This is a genomic window from uncultured Paraglaciecola sp. (assembly GCF_943787955.1).
Taxonomy (GTDB): Bacteria; Pseudomonadota; Gammaproteobacteria; order Enterobacterales; family Alteromonadaceae; genus Paraglaciecola.
The window spans coordinates 91,328-112,563 of the sequence record NZ_CALSOK010000014.1; the positions used below are offsets into that span (position 1 = coordinate 91,328).

The 21,236-nt window shown below is 41.4% G+C and carries 12 protein-coding genes; 5 read left to right on the plus strand and 7 right to left on the minus strand.

Annotated features, from left to right (window positions below):
- Positions 1-16 precede the first annotated feature (16 nt).
- Genes Q0Y52_RS14030 through udk form a run of 3 tightly spaced genes read right to left on the minus strand, consistent with a single transcriptional unit; the run spans position 17 to position 2,762 of the window.
- Complete coding sequence (locus tag Q0Y52_RS14030) at positions 17-856, minus strand: 2OG-Fe(II) oxygenase family protein (RefSeq protein ID WP_297822567.1); 840 nt, start codon at positions 854-856, stop codon at positions 17-19.
- 27 nt (positions 857-883) lie between these two features.
- On the minus strand, positions 884-2,092 hold the full coding sequence (locus tag Q0Y52_RS14035) for a NupC/NupG family nucleoside CNT transporter (RefSeq protein WP_297822569.1): 1,209 nt from the start codon (positions 2,090-2,092) through the stop codon (positions 884-886).
- A gap of 46 nt (positions 2,093-2,138) precedes the next feature.
- On the minus strand, positions 2,139-2,762 hold the full coding sequence (gene udk / locus Q0Y52_RS14040; protein WP_297822571.1) for a uridine kinase: 624 nt from the start codon (positions 2,760-2,762) through the stop codon (positions 2,139-2,141).
- A 358-nt stretch (positions 2,763-3,120) separates the two neighbouring features.
- Between udk and Q0Y52_RS14045 the strand changes: the two genes are divergently transcribed.
- On the plus strand, positions 3,121-6,327 hold the full coding sequence (locus tag Q0Y52_RS14045) for a TonB-dependent receptor (protein WP_297822572.1): 3,207 nt from the start codon (positions 3,121-3,123) through the stop codon (positions 6,325-6,327).
- Between the two features lie 81 nt (positions 6,328-6,408).
- Positions 6,409-7,575, plus strand: a complete 1,167-nt coding sequence (locus Q0Y52_RS14050; protein ID WP_297822574.1) for an endonuclease/exonuclease/phosphatase family protein — start codon at positions 6,409-6,411, stop codon at positions 7,573-7,575.
- A 195-nt stretch (positions 7,576-7,770) separates the two neighbouring features.
- Here Q0Y52_RS14050 and Q0Y52_RS14055 read toward each other — a convergent pair whose 3' ends face one another.
- Both Q0Y52_RS14055 and gltB read right to left on the minus strand, forming a co-directional pair.
- Positions 7,771-9,186, minus strand: a complete 1,416-nt coding sequence (locus Q0Y52_RS14055; protein WP_271864221.1) for an FAD-dependent oxidoreductase — start codon at positions 9,184-9,186, stop codon at positions 7,771-7,773.
- A gap of 9 nt (positions 9,187-9,195) precedes the next feature.
- Positions 9,196-13,662 carry a glutamate synthase large subunit gene (gene gltB / locus Q0Y52_RS14060; RefSeq protein WP_297822576.1) on the minus strand — a complete coding sequence of 1,489 codons (4,467 nt, stop codon included), beginning with the start codon at positions 13,660-13,662 and terminating at the stop codon, positions 9,196-9,198.
- A 544-nt stretch (positions 13,663-14,206) separates the two neighbouring features.
- On the opposite strand from gltB, the gene arcB reads away from it, so the two are divergent.
- The 3 genes from arcB to galK all read left to right on the plus strand — a co-directional run bounded on the left by arcB (position 14,207) and on the right by galK (position 18,938).
- Entirely contained in the window at positions 14,207-16,552 is a 2,346-nt protein-coding gene (arcB, locus tag Q0Y52_RS14065) for an aerobic respiration two-component sensor histidine kinase ArcB (protein WP_297822578.1), read from the plus strand.
- Between the two features lie 144 nt (positions 16,553-16,696).
- Complete coding sequence (gene galT, locus Q0Y52_RS14070) at positions 16,697-17,746, plus strand: galactose-1-phosphate uridylyltransferase (protein ID WP_297822580.1); 1,050 nt, start codon at positions 16,697-16,699, stop codon at positions 17,744-17,746.
- Between the two features lie 4 nt (positions 17,747-17,750).
- A complete protein-coding gene (gene galK, locus Q0Y52_RS14075; protein ID WP_297822711.1) occupies positions 17,751-18,938 on the plus strand; it encodes a galactokinase in 1,188 nt (395 codons plus the stop codon).
- Positions 18,939-19,199: 261 nt separating this feature from the next.
- Here the strand turns inward: galK and Q0Y52_RS14080 are convergent, their stop codons facing one another.
- Positions 19,200-19,463, minus strand: a complete 264-nt coding sequence (locus Q0Y52_RS14080) for a hypothetical protein (RefSeq protein WP_297822582.1) — start codon at positions 19,461-19,463, stop codon at positions 19,200-19,202.
- Positions 19,448-20,803, minus strand: coding sequence for a magnesium transporter (mgtE, locus tag Q0Y52_RS14085; protein WP_297822585.1), 1,356 nt, complete (start codon positions 20,801-20,803; stop codon positions 19,448-19,450). Before mgtE ends, Q0Y52_RS14080 begins: the two co-directional genes overlap by 16 nt.
- Positions 20,804-21,236: the final 433 nt, after the last annotated feature.

A 21,236-nucleotide genomic window follows, 5' to 3' on the forward strand; every position in this document is an offset into this window, starting at 1 on the left:
CTTTCTAAGTGTTAGATTAAGCGACACCTAATTCCTCAAGGCGTTCTTTCAGGTAACTTTTAGCTGTGTATCTTGCCGACAACACTACTTCAGGATTGGGATGTAAAAACAGTGGCAAAGAAACCCGCGCTTTAGTCTGATCGCTTTCTTGTGGGTTAACAACCCTGTGAGTCGTCGATGGAAAATACCCGCCTGATGCCTCTTGAAGCATATCGCCAATGTTGACAATTAAGTTACCAAAATCGCAGGGCACGTCTATCCATGAATCACCTGTTCCTTTGACTTGTAAACCGGGTTCATTGGCTGATGGTAATAGTGTGAGCAAGTTAATGTCTTCATGAGCCGCAGCGCGAATCGCATCTGGTTCTTCAGAGCCATCTAAAGGTGGATAATGTAAAATACGTAGCAAAGTTTGTTCACTATCGGTCACCATACTTGACAGAGGTTGTGTGAATTTAGCTGACACTTCTGGTGGTGAATACTTTTCAACCCATACGAGTAACTTTGAAGCCAATGCATTGGTGTCTCGATAATAGTCTGCTATTTCTTGTTTTAATGCTTCTGGGCAACGTCCCCATGGATAGAAGTGAAAATATTCTTTGATATCTTTTTTCTTAAAACCTTTAGCTGTTTCAGATATATCAGTTGAAAAAAATCCATCGTGGGTATTTTTATCAAACGTATATTGATTTTTTTCTTCACTGTTAAAAAAAGCCTCCCACCGTTTGTAAATACTGCTGACTCTGTCTTGACTAATAGGGTGATTTTTCAATACACCAAAGCCAGTTTTATGCAAAGATTCTACAAAAAGTTTGTCTGCATTGGGTGCTTGATAATCTACAGCAACTAGTTCCATAATTTTTTTCTCTAAATGTAAATATGTTTAAAGGCTAAGGTAAAACCCTGCCAACGCGGCACTCATTAAATTGGCTAGAGTAGCGGCTAATACGGTTTTTAAACCCAATTGGGCAATCTCTTTACGTCTAGTTGGAGCCATTGCTCCTATCCCACCCATTAATATGGCAATAGATGAAAAGTTTGCAAAGCCACATAAAGAAAAAATAACGATGGCTTGAGTAATAGGAGAGAGTTGCTCTTGATACTTGAGGAAGTCTAGATAAGCAACAAACTCGTTCACCACCATTTTTTGGCCAATAAAACTTCCGGCTATATTCGCTTCTTCCCACGGCACACCCAGTGTCCAAGCAATCGGCTGAAAGACATAACCCAATATCACCTGAAAGCTTATATCTTGTGCACCAAAGAAACCGCCACCCCAGCCAATGAGGCCATTTAATAAGGCGATCAAACCAATAAAGGCTAATAACATTGCACCAACGTTTAACGCCAGATGTAAACCATTGGCAGCGCCACTGGCTGCGGCATCAAAAATATTGGTGTACTCATTGTCCTGTGCTTCCTTTGCAGTTAACTCATTTTTAACTTCTTCTGTTTCAGGGATCATGATTTTGGCCATTAATAAACCACCCGGTGCAGCCATAAAACTTGCTGCCAGTAAATATTTTATTTCTATCCCCATGCTTGCATAACCTGCCATAACTGAGCCTGCAATGGAGGCTAAACCACCTACCATGACAGCAAAAAGTTCAGAGCGGGTTAGATTGGGGATATAAGGTTTAATCACTAACGGCGCTTCGGTTTGACCCACAAAAATATTAGCGGCTGCAGACATAGACTCGGGGCGACTAGTTTTAAGGAAATATTGCAAAAATCCGCCAATTACTCGAATAATTATGTTCATGATTTTCAAATGATATAAAACCGTAATCAGTGATGAGAAAAACACAATCACAGGCAACACATTAAAGGCGAAAATAAATCCCATTGATTTATCACCTAAAGGACCAAAAATAAAGGTAATGCCATCTTGGCTATAACCAATAATATTTTCTACATAACTTGTTAGCGACAATAAAAACTGGATCCCCGGAGGAAAATACAGCACTAATGCACCTACAGAGGCTTGAATAGCAAATGCACCGCCTACCGTTCGCCAGTTGATTGCTTTTTTGTGAGACGAAAATGTAAACGCGATAAGCAGCATAAGTGCCACGCCTATTAGACTAACCATATGATTTCCTTTTTATTTTTATTAGTAATCAATAAAGCTCTGCAATTTAAAGTAGGCTCTGCTGAATATGAGATTTAATCACATCGAGTGCAATCCGGTTTTTACCGCCTTGGGTGACAATCACATCAGCAGTAAAGCGGCTGGGAGAAATAAATTGGTGATACATGGGTTTAACAGTGGACTCGTATTGTTCGGCTACAGACTCTAAGGTGCGGCCTCTTTCGGCAATATCTCTTTTCATACGGCGTAACAGACATATATCTAAAGGCGTATCCACAAAAATTTTAATGTCAAACATGGGTTGTAAACCATCGTTAGCTAGCAACATGATGCCTTCAATAATGATAACGGGAGCCGAATTTAAGGTTTGGGATTTTTCTAGGCGTGTATGCGTCTTATAACAATATTGCGGATACTCAATAGATTTCCAATTTCTTAAGGCTTCTAAATGTTTAACCAACAGCTCATGCTCGAATGCTTTTGGGTGGTCGTAATTATTTTTTTCTCGCTCTGCCATAGGTAAATGATCTTGAGAACGATAATAGTGATCTTCTCGCAAAATTTGTACAGATTTGCCTTCTTCAGAGAATTCTTTTAATAAATTCTCGGTAAACAATGACTTACCTGAACCAGATGCGCCTGAAATGGCAATAACTAAAGGGGTTGACATAGCAAACCGTTTCTAAAATAAGTTAATTAGGAGGAAAGATACCAGCGAACTTGCTAAAAGTCAGTTCACAATGTAAGTTTTTATGCCTGACTCGTTAGTCAGGTTTGTAAGCTTTATGTTAACACATGTTGTTAACTTGTATGATTTGGTCAGAGAAATGCGACAGTTTGATGAATTTACACCGACACTGTTACGACTTTAATAAAAGTGTCATAATCAATCTGTTAAAATTGCGATAAGCGGAATGAGAAGTCGGTTTGAATCGACCACACAAGCCATCGGCAGTGCCACATGGCATTCTGTACAAACAACTGTTCTGACCAAACGTTCGGAACACACAAAACTTAGGAAACACATAATGTTTAAAACAACTAAACTCAATCGCATTGCGATTGCAGTCGCTATGTCGGTAGGACTATCGTCTGCTGCCATGGCGCAATCAACTACCTCATCTATCCGAGGTAATGTTGCAACTGAAGCAGGAACTATTTTCTCTGGAGCGTCTGTCACTATTACGCATACACCATCTGGCACTGTGTCGATTGCGACAACAAATGCAAGTGGTGTGTTCTCAGCACGTGGTTTGCGTGTTGGTGGTCCTTATTCAGTGAAGATAAGTGGAGGCGAATTCGATTCTGTGCAATATGATGATCTTTACTTATCGCTAGACCAGACGTTCTCTCTTCCTGTTACAGTGGAAGAAACTAACAATACTGAAGTTATTCAAATAACCGGTAGTAATAGTGCAGTAGCCGGTTTCTCGAATGATGGGCTAAGCATGAGCTTAGGCCTTGAAGCGCTAGGCGAAGTGACGTCGATTGATCGTGATATCACAGATGCAGCTCAGCTGAATCCTTTTGCATCAGTCAACGTGCAAAGTGGTGGAGCAAAAGAGCTAACGATTGCGGGTGCAAACAGTAAGTTTAACTCGTTAACCATCGACGGCGTTGCTTTGAATGACCGATTTGGTTTGAATGCAAATGGTTACCCAACACAGGGTTCTCCAATTTCTTATGATGCAATCGAGTCTCTGTCAGTTCAAACAGCCCCTTTTGACGTTGAATATAACGGCTTCACTGGCGGCACTATTAATGCCGTTACTAAATCTGGAACTAATGAACTCCATGGTTCATTGGGCTATTATAATACTAGCGACTCATTGATAGGTGATAAAAGCGGGGATAACGACTTCGACTTTACTTTTAAAGAAGAAACGTTTGTTGCAACACTTGGCGGATCGTTAATTAAAGACAAGCTATTTTTCTTTGTTGCTTACGACAAATACGAAGAAATTGCTCCTCTTAGTAATGGCCCTGCAGGTTCAGGTGCGCTTAACGAACAACCAAACATTACGCTTGACGACGTTGCTCAAGTTGGTCAGATTGTTTCGGATGTTTGGGGCTTCGATATTGGTGATTTTAATAAAGGCCCAGCCGAAAATGAAAAAATCCTTGCCAACATAGACTGGAATATTAGCGCCGACCACCGTGCTAAATTTACCTATATCATGTCTGACGGAAACGCCATTCGTGAGCAAAATGGTAACAACTTTTTAGCGTCAGACAATAGACTTGGTGCATCTTCGGCTTGGTATGACCGTTCAGAAAAAGTAGAAAGCATTATCGGTCACGTATTTTCTGACTGGACTGAAAACTTCTCTACTCAAGTTAAGATAGCCAGTACCACGCAAGCCACAGGTCAGAATTCTTTGAATGGTGCTGAATTCCCCAATTTCGCGGTATTTTTACGTGAAGTTGATGGTGATGAAAATTATCTTTCAATCGGTCCAGACCGTTTCCGCCATGGTAATTCATTGGATCAGGATTTCTTACAATTCAAACTTTTGGCCTCATACTCAATAGGCGATCACATACTTAAAGCTGGTTTTGAGAGAGAAGAGGTTGATATAAATAACCTGTTCGCGCAAAACTCAGAAGGCTCTTACGTTTTTGACAGTATTGAAGACCTCTCCAACGCTACTGCTTCTGGACTACTTTATAATAATGCTGTCACCAACAATGAAAACGATTTGCGTGCTATTTGGGGCTATAATTCCAATTCCTTATATGTTCAGGATTCATGGGATGTTAATCCAACCCTGAGCATCGAAGCCGGCATTCGTTATGACTGGTACGAGTCTGAAGGTTCAATCCGCGACAATCAAAACTTTAACGACCGTTATGGTTATTCCAACGCTACAGATATCGATGGTTTGGATGTGATTCTTCCAAGGATTTCTTTTGAGTGGTTGGCTTCAGATGACATCACAGTTCGTGGTGGTATTGGTCGCTTTTCTGGTGGATCACCTGGGGTTTGGCTTTCAAACAGCTATTCTAACGATGGTGTGATTTCTGACAGCTCTAATGCTTTCGGGACCGTTATAGTTCCAACGACACCTGATGCCGCAACAGGTCAGTACATTCCACAAGATGTGCTTGCTTCACTGGCAAACGAAGCGCCAGATGGCGGTGTTAACGCACTTAACCCATCATTTGAAATTCCAACCACGACTAAGGTTAGCCTTGGAGCTGCTTACTATGCTGACCTTCCAGTGCTAGGTGAAGGTTGGTTATTTTCTGCAGACTTTCTTTACAACAAGTTAGACAATGCAACTTATTGGTATGATCAACGTTGTGAAAACCCAGTAGCCACATCACCAGATGGACGTGGTGTCTATGACTGTAGTGAAGGACCTGAAGCTCTGATTGTTGGCTCATTTGATGCTGGTGATAGTAAGTTATATGCGCTGTCAGCGACTAACGAATGGGATACTGAATTCGGTGAGTTCGACATGTTCTCAAGCTACACCTATTCAGATGTAGAAGATATCGGTTACGGCACATCGGCTACAGCGTCATCTAACTACTCTGATTTTGCTGCATATGATCGCCAAGCGCCACGTGCGGGTACCTCAAGTTTCCAAACTGAGCACTTGTTTAAGTTGCGTGCTAACTGGAAAAAAGAGTTAATCGCAGGATACGAAACCAAGGTGTCGGTGTTTATGACGCGTCGTACTGGTCAACCTTACAGCTATACATTTAACGAAAACAATGCCTGTCTGCTTGACGTAGGTGGCGGTCGTTGTTCACGTGAAAGCCGTAATGATGATGCCGGTCACTTGCTTTATGTTCCTAGTGGTCCGAATGATCCGATTTTTGCTTCCACTTCATTTGAGGGAGATGCAGCAGCCCAACAAGAGTTCTTTGATTATATCAATAGTTCTGAGCTGGCACAGTATGCGGGTAGCATCGCTCCGCGTAACAATGACAACTCTGCTTGGTCAACCATCTTAGACATTCGTATCCAGCAAGAACTGCCAGCTTTTAGTGCTGATCACAGTTTCAAGTTGTTTTTCGATATTGAAAACTTCGGTAACCTTCTTAACTCAGATTGGGGTCGTATTGAGCGTACTCGATATGAGTACGAACGCGATGTTGTTTCGGCTAAGATCGTCGATGGTCAGTATGAGTATTTTAATCTGAACAGTGACAGAAGTATTAAGAACTTAGAAGTGCTTTCTCAATCTGTATGGCAACTTCAGCTTGGTTTGAAATACGAATTTTAATGATTATTTGACTAATCATTAGCTACTATAAAAGCCGATCTTTATGATCGGCTTTTTTTTGCAATTCTCAAAAGGTTAACGATGTATAAATTACTTACCTTTGTATTGACGGTGTTCAGCATGTCTTCAAATAGCCAAAACATTAGAATTGCCACGTTTAATGTCAGTATGGACGCCACAAATTATGTTTCACAGCACGAGTCGCCAACAGGTGATGAATTGCAAATCAACTTAAGCAACGGTGAGCATAAGCAGATAAAAAACATTGCAGAAACTATTCAGAGGCTCAGCCCTGATATTGTTCTATTAAATGAATTTGATTATTCAAATCAATCGACAACAGACGCCCAAAATTTTATAAAGCATTATCTAAACGTATCTCAGAATAATAATCAGCCGATTGATTACCCCTATTTCTATAGTGCTCCGGTCAATACAGGAGTGGATTCTGGATTAGATCTCGATAAAGACGGCATTGCGTCGGGCACTAAAGGCGATGCCCTTGGTTTTGGTTTATTTCCGGGCCACTATGGCATGTTAGTGCTGAGTAAATATCCTATTCAATTTGAAGAAATCCGTACGTTTCAATATTTTCTTTGGAAAAATATGCCAGGTAATCTTATGGTAACTATCAAGGACGAAAACGGTAAGTCATATTACAGCCAACAAGCGCAGCAAATACTTCGTTTGTCTTCTAAGTCTCACTGGGACATCCCCATTAAAATAGATAACCGCAGTATTCATTTACTGGCCAGTCATCCCACACCACCCGTATTTGATGGACCAGAAAATCGTAACGGTAAACGCAATCATGATGAAATACGCTTTTGGACTGATTACTTATCTGGTAGTGAACAATCTGCTTATATCTACGATGATAATCAAAAACCAGGTGGCTTCAAGGGAGATCACTTTGTTATTTTCGGTGATTTGAATGCCTCACCAGATGAAGGTGATGGCATCAAGAGTGGCATAAAAGGATTACTTGCACATAACTTAGTAAATGACACTACTGTGCCACAAAGTGAAGGTGGCAGGGCTCACACACTCGATAACCAATATTCAGCTCAGCATACTGCAGAGTGGGCAATGCGTGCTGACTATGTATTACCTTCAACCTCGCTTGAGGTGAAAGTAAGCGGTGTATTTTGGCCTAAACCAAATGAGCCTTTATATCGCCTTATTAAAGACCGTAAAAGCTCTTCAGACCATCGGTTAGTGTGGGTAGATATTACCGTTACAAAATAAAATATTGCTCACCACCGAGCACAATGAGGTCACAGAGGAAAAGAAAAGTGAATATTAAGTTTGTTTCTATGTGAAGCGAAGCGTTCTGCGTGCGGCACCCGGAGTCCTCTGTGGTGGAAACTCTTTTGCTTTCTCGTCTAAGATCAAAAAAGGGGCATATGCCCCTTTTTCAGTTTTACTTAGGTGTTTAACAACTTACACGCCTAGGTAATCCAGTATACCTTCAGCAGCGTTACGGCCTTCATCAATGGCTGTCACGACTAAATCAGAGCCCCGAACCATATCTCCGCCGGAGAATATTTTAGGGTTAGATGTTTGAAATGCAAACTTGCCATGTTTAGGAGCACGTACACGGCCTTTTTCGTCCAATATAATCCCGTAATCTCCAAACCAGCTAGCAGGACTAGGTTGGAAACCAAAGGCAATAATCACCGCGTCAGCTTCAATCACGTGTTCAGAGCCTTCTACCTTCACAGGTCGACGGCGACCTTCTGCATCAGGTTGGCCCATTTCGGTCTTAACCATCTTCACACCAACGGCTTGGCCGTTTTCATCTACGACAATATCGAGCGGCATAAGATTAAACTTGAAATTTACACCTTCTTCACGTGCGTTAACTACTTCACGGCGTGAGCCTGGCATACTTGCTTCGTCACGTCGATACGCACAAGTGACATCGGGTGCGCCTTGACGTATGGCAGTTCTTACACAATCCATAGTGGTATCACCACCACCTAACACCAGCACTTTTTTACCTTTCATATCAATAAAGTCAGCAGGCAGTTTTTCTAGGCCTAATTGGCGATTAACATTGGCAATAAGGTAAGGTAGAGCTTCGTATACACCTGGTGCTTTTTCGTTATCAAAACCACCTTGCATCGGTTTGTAAGTACCCATACCTAGGAAAACGGCATCATAACCCTTTAATAAGTCTTCGAAAGGAAGATCTTTGCCTACTTCGGTATTTAGAACAAATTCCATTCCCATTTCAGAAAAAATTTCATGGCGCAGTGCGATGACTTCTTTTTCTAATTTGAACGAAGGAATACCAAACGTTAATAAACCACCTATTTTTTCGTATTTATCAAATACAACAGGCTTTACACCGTTGCGTACGAGTATATCTGCACAGCCTAACCCTGCTGGACCTGCACCAATAATAGCGACTTTCTTGTTGGTTTTAACAACATTGGACATGTCTGGACGCCAACCTTGTTTAAAAGCGGTATCGGTAATGTATTTTTCAATACTACCAATAGTCACTGCACCAAAATCATCGTTTAGGGTGCAAGCCCCTTCACATAATCGGTCTTGTGGGCATACACGCCCGCATACCTCAGGTAATGTATTGGTTTTACTCGATAATTCTGCTGCTTCAAAAATACGTCCTTCATTGGCAAGACTTAACCATTGTGGAATGAAGTTATGTACTGGACATTTCCATTCGCAATAGGGGTTACCACAATCAAGACAACGATCGGCTTGACCCGCTACTTGGGTCTCACTCATTGGCTGATATATTTCAGCAAATTCTTCTCGTCTGAGGATAGAGGGTTTTTTAGGTGGATCAATACGCTCTACATCGACAAATTGGTATACATTTTTAGACATGATACCCCCTTATTGGACTTGAACACGAAGTTCGGCAGTAGACCGACTTATGTGGCCAAGTAAATTTTTAACGTCACTGGTTTTTGGCTTAACCAGCCTAAACTTCGGTAAATATGTGGCAAAGTTGCATAATATTTTGTGAGCATGTTCACTGCCTGTTGCTTCATAATGCTGATTAATTAGGCCTCGTAAGTGCTCCATCAAAATCACTTTATCTTCGATAGACATAAGCTCTACTAATTCACCATTTACGCGCTGCTCGATATCATTTTGTTCATCCAGAATATAAGCAAAACCACCGGTCATACCCGCGCCAAAGTTTACACCAGTGCGTCCAAGCACTGCCACAATACCGCCAGTCATATATTCACAACCGTTATCACCTATGCCTTCAACCACGGCTATAGCACCAGAGTTACGCACTGCAAAGCGTTCGCCCGCAAGCCCCGCAGCAAATAATTTACCACCAGTTGCGCCATATAAACAGGTGTTACCTGCTATCACGCTCTCATTTGATTTAAAGCTAACACCTCTAGGTGGATGAATAACGAGCTTACCGTCAGCCATTCCTTTGCCTACGTAATCGTTGGCGTCACCCGCTAGGGTCATTTCTAGACCGCCGGCATTCCATACACCAAAACTTTGCCCAGCCGTACCGGTAAAGTTTAATTTAATGGGATCTTCACTCATGCCTTTATTGCCATGATGTTTGGCAATTAAACCAGAGATAATAGCGCCAACAGACCTGTCTGTATTACCAATATTATAATTGAATACACCGCCGCTTTTGTTTTTCACCGCAGACGCTAAATCTGCTAATAATAACTGATTCAAATCGCCTTTATCAGCAGGAGCATTAGCACCTTCACTGCAAAAGAGTTTAGTGTGGTCGCCTGCTAACGGTTTAGCTAAAATAGGACTGAGATCTAACTTGTTCTGTTTAGCTGTTACGCCGTTTAATATTTTTAACAGATCAGTACGTCCAATCAGATCATCTAATTTACGCACACCTATTGAAGCCATAATTTCACGCACTTCTTGGGCAACAAATTTGAAGTAGTTCATTACCATATTAGGTAAACCTGCGAAATAATTATCACGAAGGTTCTTATCTTGTGTAGCGATACCTGTGGCGCAATTATTCAAGTGACAAATACGTAGATATTTACAGCCTAAAGCCACCATTGGCCCCGTACCAAAACCGAAGCTTTCCGCACCCAAAATAGCACCTTTAACAACATCTAAACCGGTTTTTAAACCACCATCTGTTTGCACCCGTACTTTATGGCGTAATCCATTGCTTACTAAAGCTTGCTGAGTTTCTGCAAGCCCTAATTCCCAAGGGCTACCTGCGTACTTAACTGAAGATAATGGGCTGGCACCTGTACCGCCGTCATAACCTGAAATAGTAATTAAGTCGGCATAAGCTTTAGCAACACCACAGGCAATGGTGCCGACGCCTGGCTCCGACACTAACTTCACTGAAATCAGTGCATCAGGGTTCACTTGTTTCAGGTCGAAAATGAGCTGAGCTAAATCTTCGATAGAATAAATGTCATGATGCGGTGGTGGAGATATTAACGTCACTCCAGGTACCGAATGACGAAGTTCAGCAATATACTTGTTAACTTTATCACCCGGTAATTGACCACCTTCACCAGGTTTAGCACCCTGTGCAACCTTTATCTGTAAGATTTTAGCATTGACTAAATAGTGCGGTGTTACCCCAAAACGACCTGATGCGATTTGTTTAATATTTGAGTTACGTTCATTACCAAAACGTTTAGGATCTTCGCCACCTTCGCCCGAGTTAGAATTACCACCTAAACGGTTCATAGCGATAGCTAAAGACTCGTGAGCTTCAGGGCTTAAAGAGCCAATAGACATAGCTGCCGTGTCAAAGCGTGGATATAAGTTTTCTGCAGACTCAACTTCGTCAATCGAGATGGCTTCTGAATCAGGTGATAATGCTAATAAATCACGAAAACAAGCAGTGGGTCTTTCATTTACCAAAGTACTAAATTTTTGGTAATCCTGATAGTCACCACTTATCACGGCCTTTTGTAGCGTTGTGACTACGTCAGGGTTGTAAGAGTGGTATTCACCGCCGTGTACATATTTTAATAATCCGCCGTGGTCTACGTTTTTGCGTTTTAACCAAGCGACACGATTTAAGTTAACTTGATCTTGTTGGAAATCCTCAAAGTCAGCACCTTGAATACGGCTTGGCACCCCTTTAAAGCACATGTCCATTACCGCTGTGTTAATACCAATCGCTTCAAATAATTTTGAACTGCGGTAACTAGCAACGGTTGAAATCCCCATTTTTGACATGATTTTGTACAAGCCTTTGTTTATCGCTTTACGATAATTAACAGTCGCTTGCATTGGCGTCATATCTAGTTGCCCAGACTCACACATTTGTTCAATAATTTCGTATGCCAAGAACGGATATATTGCTGTAGCACCCAGACCAATCAATACTGCATAGTGATGCGAGTCTCTGACCGATGCTGTCTCTACTACTATATTTGCATCACAACGTAATCCTTTATCTACTAGTCGCTTCTGTACCGCACCCACCGCCATCGCTGCTGGTATAGGTATGCGTGACGTTTTAATGGCTCGGTCTGATAAAATAACGAACGCGGCACGTTTGTGTGAGACTAAGTGCTCTACCTCATTACATATTCTATTAATTGCTGCCTTAAGCCCTTCTTCTGGTGGGAAATTAAGATCGACGACTTCAGAATAATAATGTTCAGGATCGTAATTACGTAACTGCTTTAGATCCGTATACACCATGATAGGTGAATCAAACAGTACACGATCAGCGTATCCTGATGTTTCCGTGAACACCGATTTTTCGCGGCCAATACAGGTAGCCAAAGACATCACGTGATTTTCACGTAAAGAATCAATAGGCGGATTGGTTACCTGAGCAAACTGTTGCCGGAAATAATCGTAAACGGTGCGGCTTCTTCCAGAAAGAACAGCCATAGGCGTATCATCACCCATCGAACCTGTCGCTTCTTGGCCATCTTTGGCTAAAACCTTGACTACTTGTTCAAGTTCTTCATAACTGTAATTAAACTGTTTTAAATAAGTATTAATCATGTTGTCGTCAAACATACGTTTGCCGATTTCAGGCGCATCACACTGTTCAATAGGTGTTAAGCGGCGAATACTTTTCTCTAACCATTCTTTGTAAGGATGACGACCCTTTAAATCATCATCTATTTCATTTGAGCGCCATAATTTACCTGTCTTAGTATCTATAGCTAGCATTTCACCTGGTCCAACACGACCTTTTTCAATCACATCTTCTTGCTTATAATCCCAAATACCCACTTCTGAAGCTAAGGTGATTAAACCATCTTTGGTGATGACATAACGTGCGGGACGAAGGCCGTTGCGGTCAAGGTTACAGGCAGCATGGCGACCGTTAGTTAATACAATACCGGCTGGGCCATCCCAAGGCTCCATGTGCATGGAGTTGAACTCGTAAAAAGCCTTTAAATATTCATCCATGGTTTTGTTATTTTGATAAGCAGGTGGCACTAACAGACGCATTGCACGGAATAAATCCATACCGCCAGCTAAAAACAGCTCTAACATATTATCTAGTGATGAAGAGTCAGAGCCTACTTCGTTGACAAAAGGTGCTGCATCCGCCAAATCAGGTAGTAAAGGCGTTTTGAATTTACCTGTTCGGGCTTGTGCCCAATCGCGGTTACCACGAATGGTATTAATTTCACCATTATGTGCTAAGTATCGAAATGGTTGAGCTAACGACCAACGTGGCAAGGTGTTAGTTGAAAAACGTTGATGAAACACACAAATAGCTGACTTCATATTTTCGTCGGCTAAGTCTAAATAAAACTGAGGTAGGTCACCGGCCATTACAAGGCCTTTGTATATTGTGACTAGACTGGACAAACTTGCGATATAGAAATCTTCGTCATTAGAAAGACGTTTTTCTGCCCGTCTGCGAGCCATAAATAAACGGCGTTCTAAATCTTGAGAGCGCCATCCTGATGGGCCGTTAACAAATACTTGTTCAATTTGAGGTACACACGAAGCCGCAAGATCACCTAAGACTGAATTATCCGTAGGCACAACTCTCCAGCCAACAACATCTAAGGTCTCTTTTTCTAGCTCTTCAGTGATGACCTGTTTGGCCAAATCCGCTAGTGCTTGGTCTTGGTTAAGAAAAATCACACCAACACCGAACATTTTACTTAACTTCCAATTCTGCTGTTCAGCTATTTTGCGAAAAAATGCGTCGGGTGTTTGTAGTAATAAACCACAGCCATCGCCTGTTTTGCCATCTGCAGCGATACCACCACGATGTTGCATACGGTCAAGGCCTTCAATTGCGGTACTGACCAATTTATGACTTGGCTCACCTTTAGTGTGGGCAATTAAGCCAAAACCACAATTATCCTTTGAATCATTAGGATGATATAAACTCATTAATGCAGACTCCTTCAACCTTCGGCTGGGCAGGGTGTTGTGTGTTGTTATTGCTAATCATACATTTAACTACTTGTATGAGCGTAAGCTGGCTCCATGACCCGATGCTTATTTTCCGGTTGTAATTATATTGGGGATACAGTCGGGTATCGAATATTTATACTAAGCAGGCTGTACAAAATACCGAGGATTATTTTATAAATCAATTCTCTTATATGGTGTATTTAATATTTTTCATGATATACGGGCTGTTTTTCATTTAAAATATATACTATTCAAAGAGATAGTTGATTATTATGGCTTGGTTATAAGCTATAAATAAAAGCTTAAAAACAGTGCCATATGTTATCAATAAGTTACAAAAAGCCTTTTTTTTATTTTTTTCGCATAGTTCTTATTGAATTAATATTTAGGTTAACTGAATAAATAGTCTTTCAGGGTTTTAGATATACACTTTAATACTAGGCTAAATTTTGATCCTCGGAATATTCTTGCTAGCATACCGCGAATTAGCAAAACCACAGATGTTTGAGACCAAGATATTATGACAAAAATGACCTCAGTTGACCCATGGGTGATCCGTATTGCTCAGCTTATCAACCGTTTTGGTGCGGTAAAGGCCAGTGTTTTATTTGTTTTTTTGACATTAATATTTACCTTTGCTGGCACCTATTTTCTTAGAATGATATTCGGTGACCAAGCTCATTCTGAAGACTTTTTAATTGCTGTTGTATTGGCATTACTCAGTGCACCTTGGGTATTGTGGGTTTTTAGCGAGTTAGTCAAACAACTGGAGCGTTCAAGAGAAAGTATTGCCGATGCGGTGACTGAGTTAGAACGATTGCGCAAGGAAGATGAGTTACTTAACCGCACTTTGCAAAATAATATCAAGCAGCTTAATCATGAAATTGAGCAGCGTAAAAATGCTCAGCTAGAGCGTGAAAATGTTTTCACCGATTTAGAGCGTGAAATCACTGATAAATCAGAAAAAGAACAACAAGCGTTACGGTTATCTACTCTACTGAGATCGATTATCGATGCGTCTCCAGACTTAATCTATTACCGTAATGAAGAAGGGCAGTTTGCTGGCTGCAATCGTGTTGCTGAACAAATGACGGGTAAAACCGAAGAAGAATTGATTGGCTTAACGCCTCACCAAGTTTATGGCGAAGAGCTCGCCCGACAAGTGGTTGCTAGTGATCAAGACGTGCTCGAAAAAAACCTTAGCATTACTGAAGAATTATGGTTGCGCTTTTCCGATGGTCCCAGCCGCTACTTTGAAATGCGTAAGGTGCCATTTTTTAGCGCAGACGGCACCCGTCTTGGACTACTTGCTTTCGGACGAGATATCACTGAGCGTAAACAGGCAGAGGATGCTTTGGCTAAGGCCAGTAAAGACAAAACTGCTTTTATTGCTACTATTAGTCATGAGCTGCGTACACCACTAAATGGTATTGTCGGCTTAAGCAGAATGTTGCGTGATACTGATCTGACTAGCGAGCAGTTTGCTTGGGTCAGTACGATTTACGCGAGTGGCATTACCTTAGGTAATATATTTAACGATATTATTGATTTAGACAGGCTAGACAGAGACAGGCTTGAATTATCCCTGAAAACATTATCCATAAAAGATTTTACCCAAGAGCTTGGCAGTATTATTGAGCTGTTAGCTGATGATAAGGATCTTACTTTTGCTGCACACGTAAAGGATCCCTTACCCGCTTTAGTTGAGGTAGACGGTACTCGCTTAAGACAAATTTTGTGGAATTTATTGTTTAACGCGGTCAAGTTTACACAAAAAGGTACAGTCTCATTAGAAGTGAAAGCTGAAAAGATTGATGCTGAAACATCTATGGTCACATTTAAGGTATGTGATACGGGTGTAGGCATACCTCAAGAGGACCTAGATAAGATTTTTGCTATGTATTATCAAGTTGACTTACCCGAACATCAAAGTGCAACAGGAACTGGCATTGGTCTTGCTATTTGCCAACAAATGGTGTCTTTGATGAATGGTGAAATTAGTGTCAGCAGTGTGATAGGTGAAGGTACCTGTTTTACTGTTGACTTGCCCCTTGGTATAAGTAAAAAGCCTATTCAAGTTGAAACACTTAAAGTCACAGGTTTACAAATATTATTGGTAGAAGATATTGAGTTAAATGTGATGGTCGCCAAAGCGTTGTTGGAAAAGCTTGGACAATATGTTGACGTTGCTATTACAGGTAATGAGGCCATTACTATGGCACGTGAAAAACAATATGACTTGATTTTACTGGATATTCAATTACCTGATATGAATGGTTTTGATGTAGCAAATGTTTTGCATGAAGAATCGTTGGTAGAGCAAACCAGTATTGTGGCGTTGACCGCAAATGTGATTAAAACTCGTCAAGAGTATCTTGATAACGGAATGGATGAAGTCATCTCGAAGCCGGTCAAAAAGAGTCGTATTATTGAAGTGTTTAACAGTTTGTTTTGTGAGCAACCAAGGGTGCCCCACCAACCTTCTGCAGAGCCTAAAAAAGACATGCTAAACACTGTTCTCGATATAGAACTGTTACAAATGCTGGTGGATACCATAGGCCACGATATGGTGTGCACCAGTGTTAACGTTTTTCAGGAAAAGATGCCTGAATATTTGGAAATTTTGCAGCTGAATTTAAGTGCCAATGAAAAAGACGAAGTGTGCTCCCAAGCACACAAAATAAAAGGAGCGGCGAGCTCAGTAGGCTTAACCCGAGTTCAAAAAATTGCTAACGAAATCCAACAAGGTGATCATCCAGCATGGTGGCAAAATGTGCATGATTGGGTAGAACAATTAAATCAGGCCGCTAACCAAGATATGCAAAAATTAATTAACTGGTTGGGTCAGCAAGACATAGACGATTAGAGGGGCCTAACTGGCCTCTACCTAAACAATAGTTAATTCATCAAATATTATGATACGGTTTTTGTTGGCTAGCTTGTTTTTAGATGTAACATATTGGTTATTCGCCATTTAAATTAATGGCAGCACAAATAGGTTATATAAGTTATGTCAAAATTTGATCCCGTTGATCATTCACATCGTCGTCGCAATCCTTTAACCGGAGATTGGGTCTTAGTCTCACCCCATAGAGCGAAACGTCCTTGGCAAGGTCAAGTGGAAAAGCTACAGATTGCTTATACTGCATCACACGACCCAGAATGTTATCTTTGTTCGGGTAATACCCGTATTAATGGTGAAATTAACCCAGAGTATGCTGGGACATTTGTATTTACGAATGATTTCGCAGCATTGATGCAAGATACCCCTGCAGCAAAACAATCGAATGACGACCTATTTACTTTGCAAGCGGCCAGAGGCACTAGTCGCGTTATTTGCTTTTCTCCCGAGCACAACAAAACGTTACCCGAATTATCTTTACCCGCTTTGGAAGGGGTAATTGATACTTGGCAAGAGCAAGTGGCCGATCTATCAAAAGATTATGTTTGGGTACAAGTATTCGAAAACAAAGGGGCAGCCATGGGCTGTTCTAACCCTCATCCCCATGGGCAGGTATGGGCGAACGACTTTATTCCCAGTGAAGTAGCGAAAGCTGAGGCGAGCCAAAAGACGTATTTTGAAAAACATGCTAGTTCGCTATTGCAAGATTATGCAAAAAGAGAATCAGCAGATGGTGCTCGCACCGTTGTGGAAACCGAACATTGGATAGCGGTAGTGCCATATTGGGCCTCTTGGCCGTTTGAAACCTTGCTTATACCTAAGTTTGCTTGTGCCAGACTCACCGATGTTAATGCCATGCACAAAACCGATTTGGCTATTGCTATCAAAAAACTTACAAGTCGCTATGATAATTTGTTTCAATGCTCTTTCCCTTATTCAATGGGCTGGCATGGTGCACCCAATAATCTAGAGTCGACAGAACATTGGCAAGTCCATGCTCACTTCTATCCGCCTTTGTTGCGTTCAGCCACGGTGCGTAAATTTATGGTGGGTTATGAAATGATGGCAGAGCCACAACGAGATTTAACACCAGAACAAGCGGCACAGCGTTTACAGGCGCTCAGTGATGTTCATTACAACGAATCAACTGGAGCCTAGTTTTATGTCTAACAATGCGTCAAAAATTGAGTCTAACATCTCTCAAAGTATGTTAACTGAACTTGATTCGGTATTTATTCAGACATTTGGAGCCGCGCCCGTACGTCATTTTCAGGCACCTGGCAGGGTTAATCTGATAGGTGAACACACAGACTACAACGATGGTTTTGTGCTGCCTTGTGCTATTGATTATCAAACGTTAGTTGCAGTGACACCTAGAGATGATATGACCGTCAGTGTTGTGGCTGTTGATTACAGTAATGAACAAGATGAGTTTTCATTAGACTGTGATATCGAAGTCCACTCTACACAAATGTGGAGTAATTATGTGCGTGGTGTTATCAAGCACCTACAACGTAGAGGGCATATATTTAAAGGTGCCAATTTAGCAATAACCGGCAATGTGCCGCAAGGTGCTGGGCTAAGCTCGTCTGCTTCTTTGGAGGTGGTAATAGGTGAAACCTTCCGTGGTTTATACAATTTATTACTAACAAAAGCAGAGGTGGCGTTAAACGGCCAAGAAGCTGAAAATCAATTTGTAGGTTGTCAATGTGGGATCATGGATCAGATGGTCAGTGCCTGTGGCTCTAAATTCAATGCCTTGTTATTGGATTGTCGTTCTTTGCAAACAGAACTGATATCTATGCCGGAAAACTTGGCGGTGATGATCATCAATTCCAATGTAAAACGTGGTTTAGTCGACAGCGAATACAATACCCGCCGTTTGCAATGTGAAGAGGCAGCTCATACGCTGGGGTTAAAAGCCTTACGTGATATTAGCTTGATTGAGTTACAAAATAGCAAAATTAAGCTACCTGATGTGGTGTACCGACGAGCTCATCATGTTGTATCCGACAGTGAACGTACTGTTTTAGCTGCAAAAGCGCTTAGAAACAATGACGTAACTCAATTATCACAATTAATGGCCAAGTCACATATCTCCATGCGTGACGATTTTGAAATCACCGTACCTCCCATCGACTTTGCTGTAAAAATATTAACTGAATATCTTGGCGATAAAGGGGGTGTACGTATGACTGGTGGTGGCTTTGGCGGCTGTTTGGTGGCTCTTATGCCCCATGATATGGTTGATGGGGCAAAATTGTTGATGGCTGAGCGTTACGAGGTCGAAACTGGTTACAAAGAGACAATTTATATTTGTAGTGCTAGTGATGGTGCGGGTGAGATCTGATTTTTGAAATATGAAAGCGCAGCCAAAGCAGTGACTTGCGTTTTCAGTTTTTTAATGTGTATTCCTAATATCAAACAGAACTAGCACTATTTTCATCGCATTTTAGCATCTAGATGTTGATAAAGTGACAATTAGCTGTTGGTATATCTAGGCATTAATTTTACTTAGCAACCAATTAATCGTGCCTTAAACGGCACTGCTGCAAATGATATTAGTGCTCCTGTTGCATAGCTAAGAGTGATAGAGGGATTAAAAAGCCTTTCATAAACAAACAAACAAAGATAAGGCGCCAGCGTGTTTACCATATTGATTGATGTTATCTATGGCTAATTTGTCCTTGATGGTACTTATGAATACCAAGATAAATATCACACCTAGCAATCGAATAGATGTGAAATCTGTAAAAATAAGCTGCTCTTTATGAAATACAAAACGACACCATGCAGATTGAACTGCAATGGTGAACAAGGCTAAAAGTGTTAATACCATTTTACGAGAAAAGCTTAAGTTTAGATTAACAGCCAAGTAGCAGAGCCTAAAAATGCGAATATACCTACTACATCAGTGATAGTGGTTAAAATGACGCTACCGGCTAAAGCAGGATCTATTTTTAATTTTTTCATGATGATGGGTAAGCTTGCCCCTGCTAATCCGGCGGCGATCATATTGATCAGCATAGCAAAGGCAATGACTGCGCCTAACATTAAGTCTTGTTTCCAGATGGCAATCACTGATGCAATTAGCACAGACCATATCACCCCATTTAAAAAACCTATGGCTAATTCTTTGCTAATTAACCATCTCGCGTTAGCCGAATTCACATGCCCCAGCGCCATGCCACGGATCACTAAGGTAAGCGTTTGATTACCTGCTACCCCACCCATGCTAGGTACGATAGTGTTGAGTATTGCCAACACCGCCAGTTGGCTTAAAGTGGCTTCAAATAAGTCACTCACGGCAGCTGCCATTAAAGCGGTAAGCAAGTTGACACCTAACCAAATTGAACGGCGCTGGGTGCTTTTTACGACTGGCGCGAAGGTATCTTCTTCATCATCTAAACCGGCCATGCTCATCATTGAGTGTTCTGCGTCTTCACGAATGATATCGACCACATCATCAATAGTGATACGTCCTAACAATTTGTTGTTTTCATTTACAACGGGTGCTGATAACCAATTATATCGCTCAAATAAACTGGCTACCTCGTTATCCATCATATTGGCTGGTATAGCTTCAGAGTCCTTAATTAACGATTCTATTGATGTGTTAGCAGCGGCAGTTATCAACCGAGTCAACGCTACACCGCCCATTAATTTATCGTCGCGATCAACCACATATAAGGTATCTGTGTGTTCCGGTATATCGCCTTTCAAGCGCAAATATCGCAAGATCACATCCACATTAATGCCCGGGCGAAGCCTAATAGCATCGGTGTTCATAATAAAACCGGCTGTTTCTTCACCGTAAGATAATCCAAGCTCGGCGCGGGAACGGTCTTGTTCATCCATGGCAGCCAATAAATCTTGCGCTACTTCCTGCGGTAAGCCACGCAAGGTATCAACGAGGTTATCGGTGTCCATCTCTTCTAGGACATCGGCTACTTTTTCTGGGAGCATTTTTCTGATAATGCCATTACGTACATCATCAGACAGTTCTTCGAGCACGTCACTGTAGAGATCAGGGGGAATGAGTTGCCAAATATCCAAGCGATTGCGGCTGCGGCTCGATTCTAAAAGTAAAGCAAGATCACCGGGTTGCAGCTGATACAACATCTCTTTGACTAGCTCAGTTTGACCGCTACCTAACGCTTCATTGATGTCATGAAGTTGGTTGTTACTGCTTTTGGCTTCGAAGGTATTTGGCATGGCTCAGACAGACTTACTCATTGGGTCAATACGCACTAAAACGTAGTGCTTTAATTATACAACTCTAGTTTAATCTATGGCCACGAGCTGGTCAGCACATATTTCACTATTGGAGTGTGAAATAAGTTGAATGCAGTCTAATAAACGGCAGTTTTGACCTGTTATATAGAGATAATGTAACAAGCTTATAAGACTTTTTGCTCAATGCCATCAGTACCTGCCAAAAGCCCTTTCGCCAAGGACAAATTTTTTATGAGCTAAACGGTGTTTTACATATTGTGTGAAGCGTTGGGTTTGGCTCCTTGGTAAGTTGTCATTACTTTTACAGGAGACGGTTACGGCTTTCTGCGCAATTGGCGAATTGTGCCAATACCCGTCATTCGGAATCACTACAGTTAAACCGATTTTCGCGATAAATTGTCAGTATCGCTCG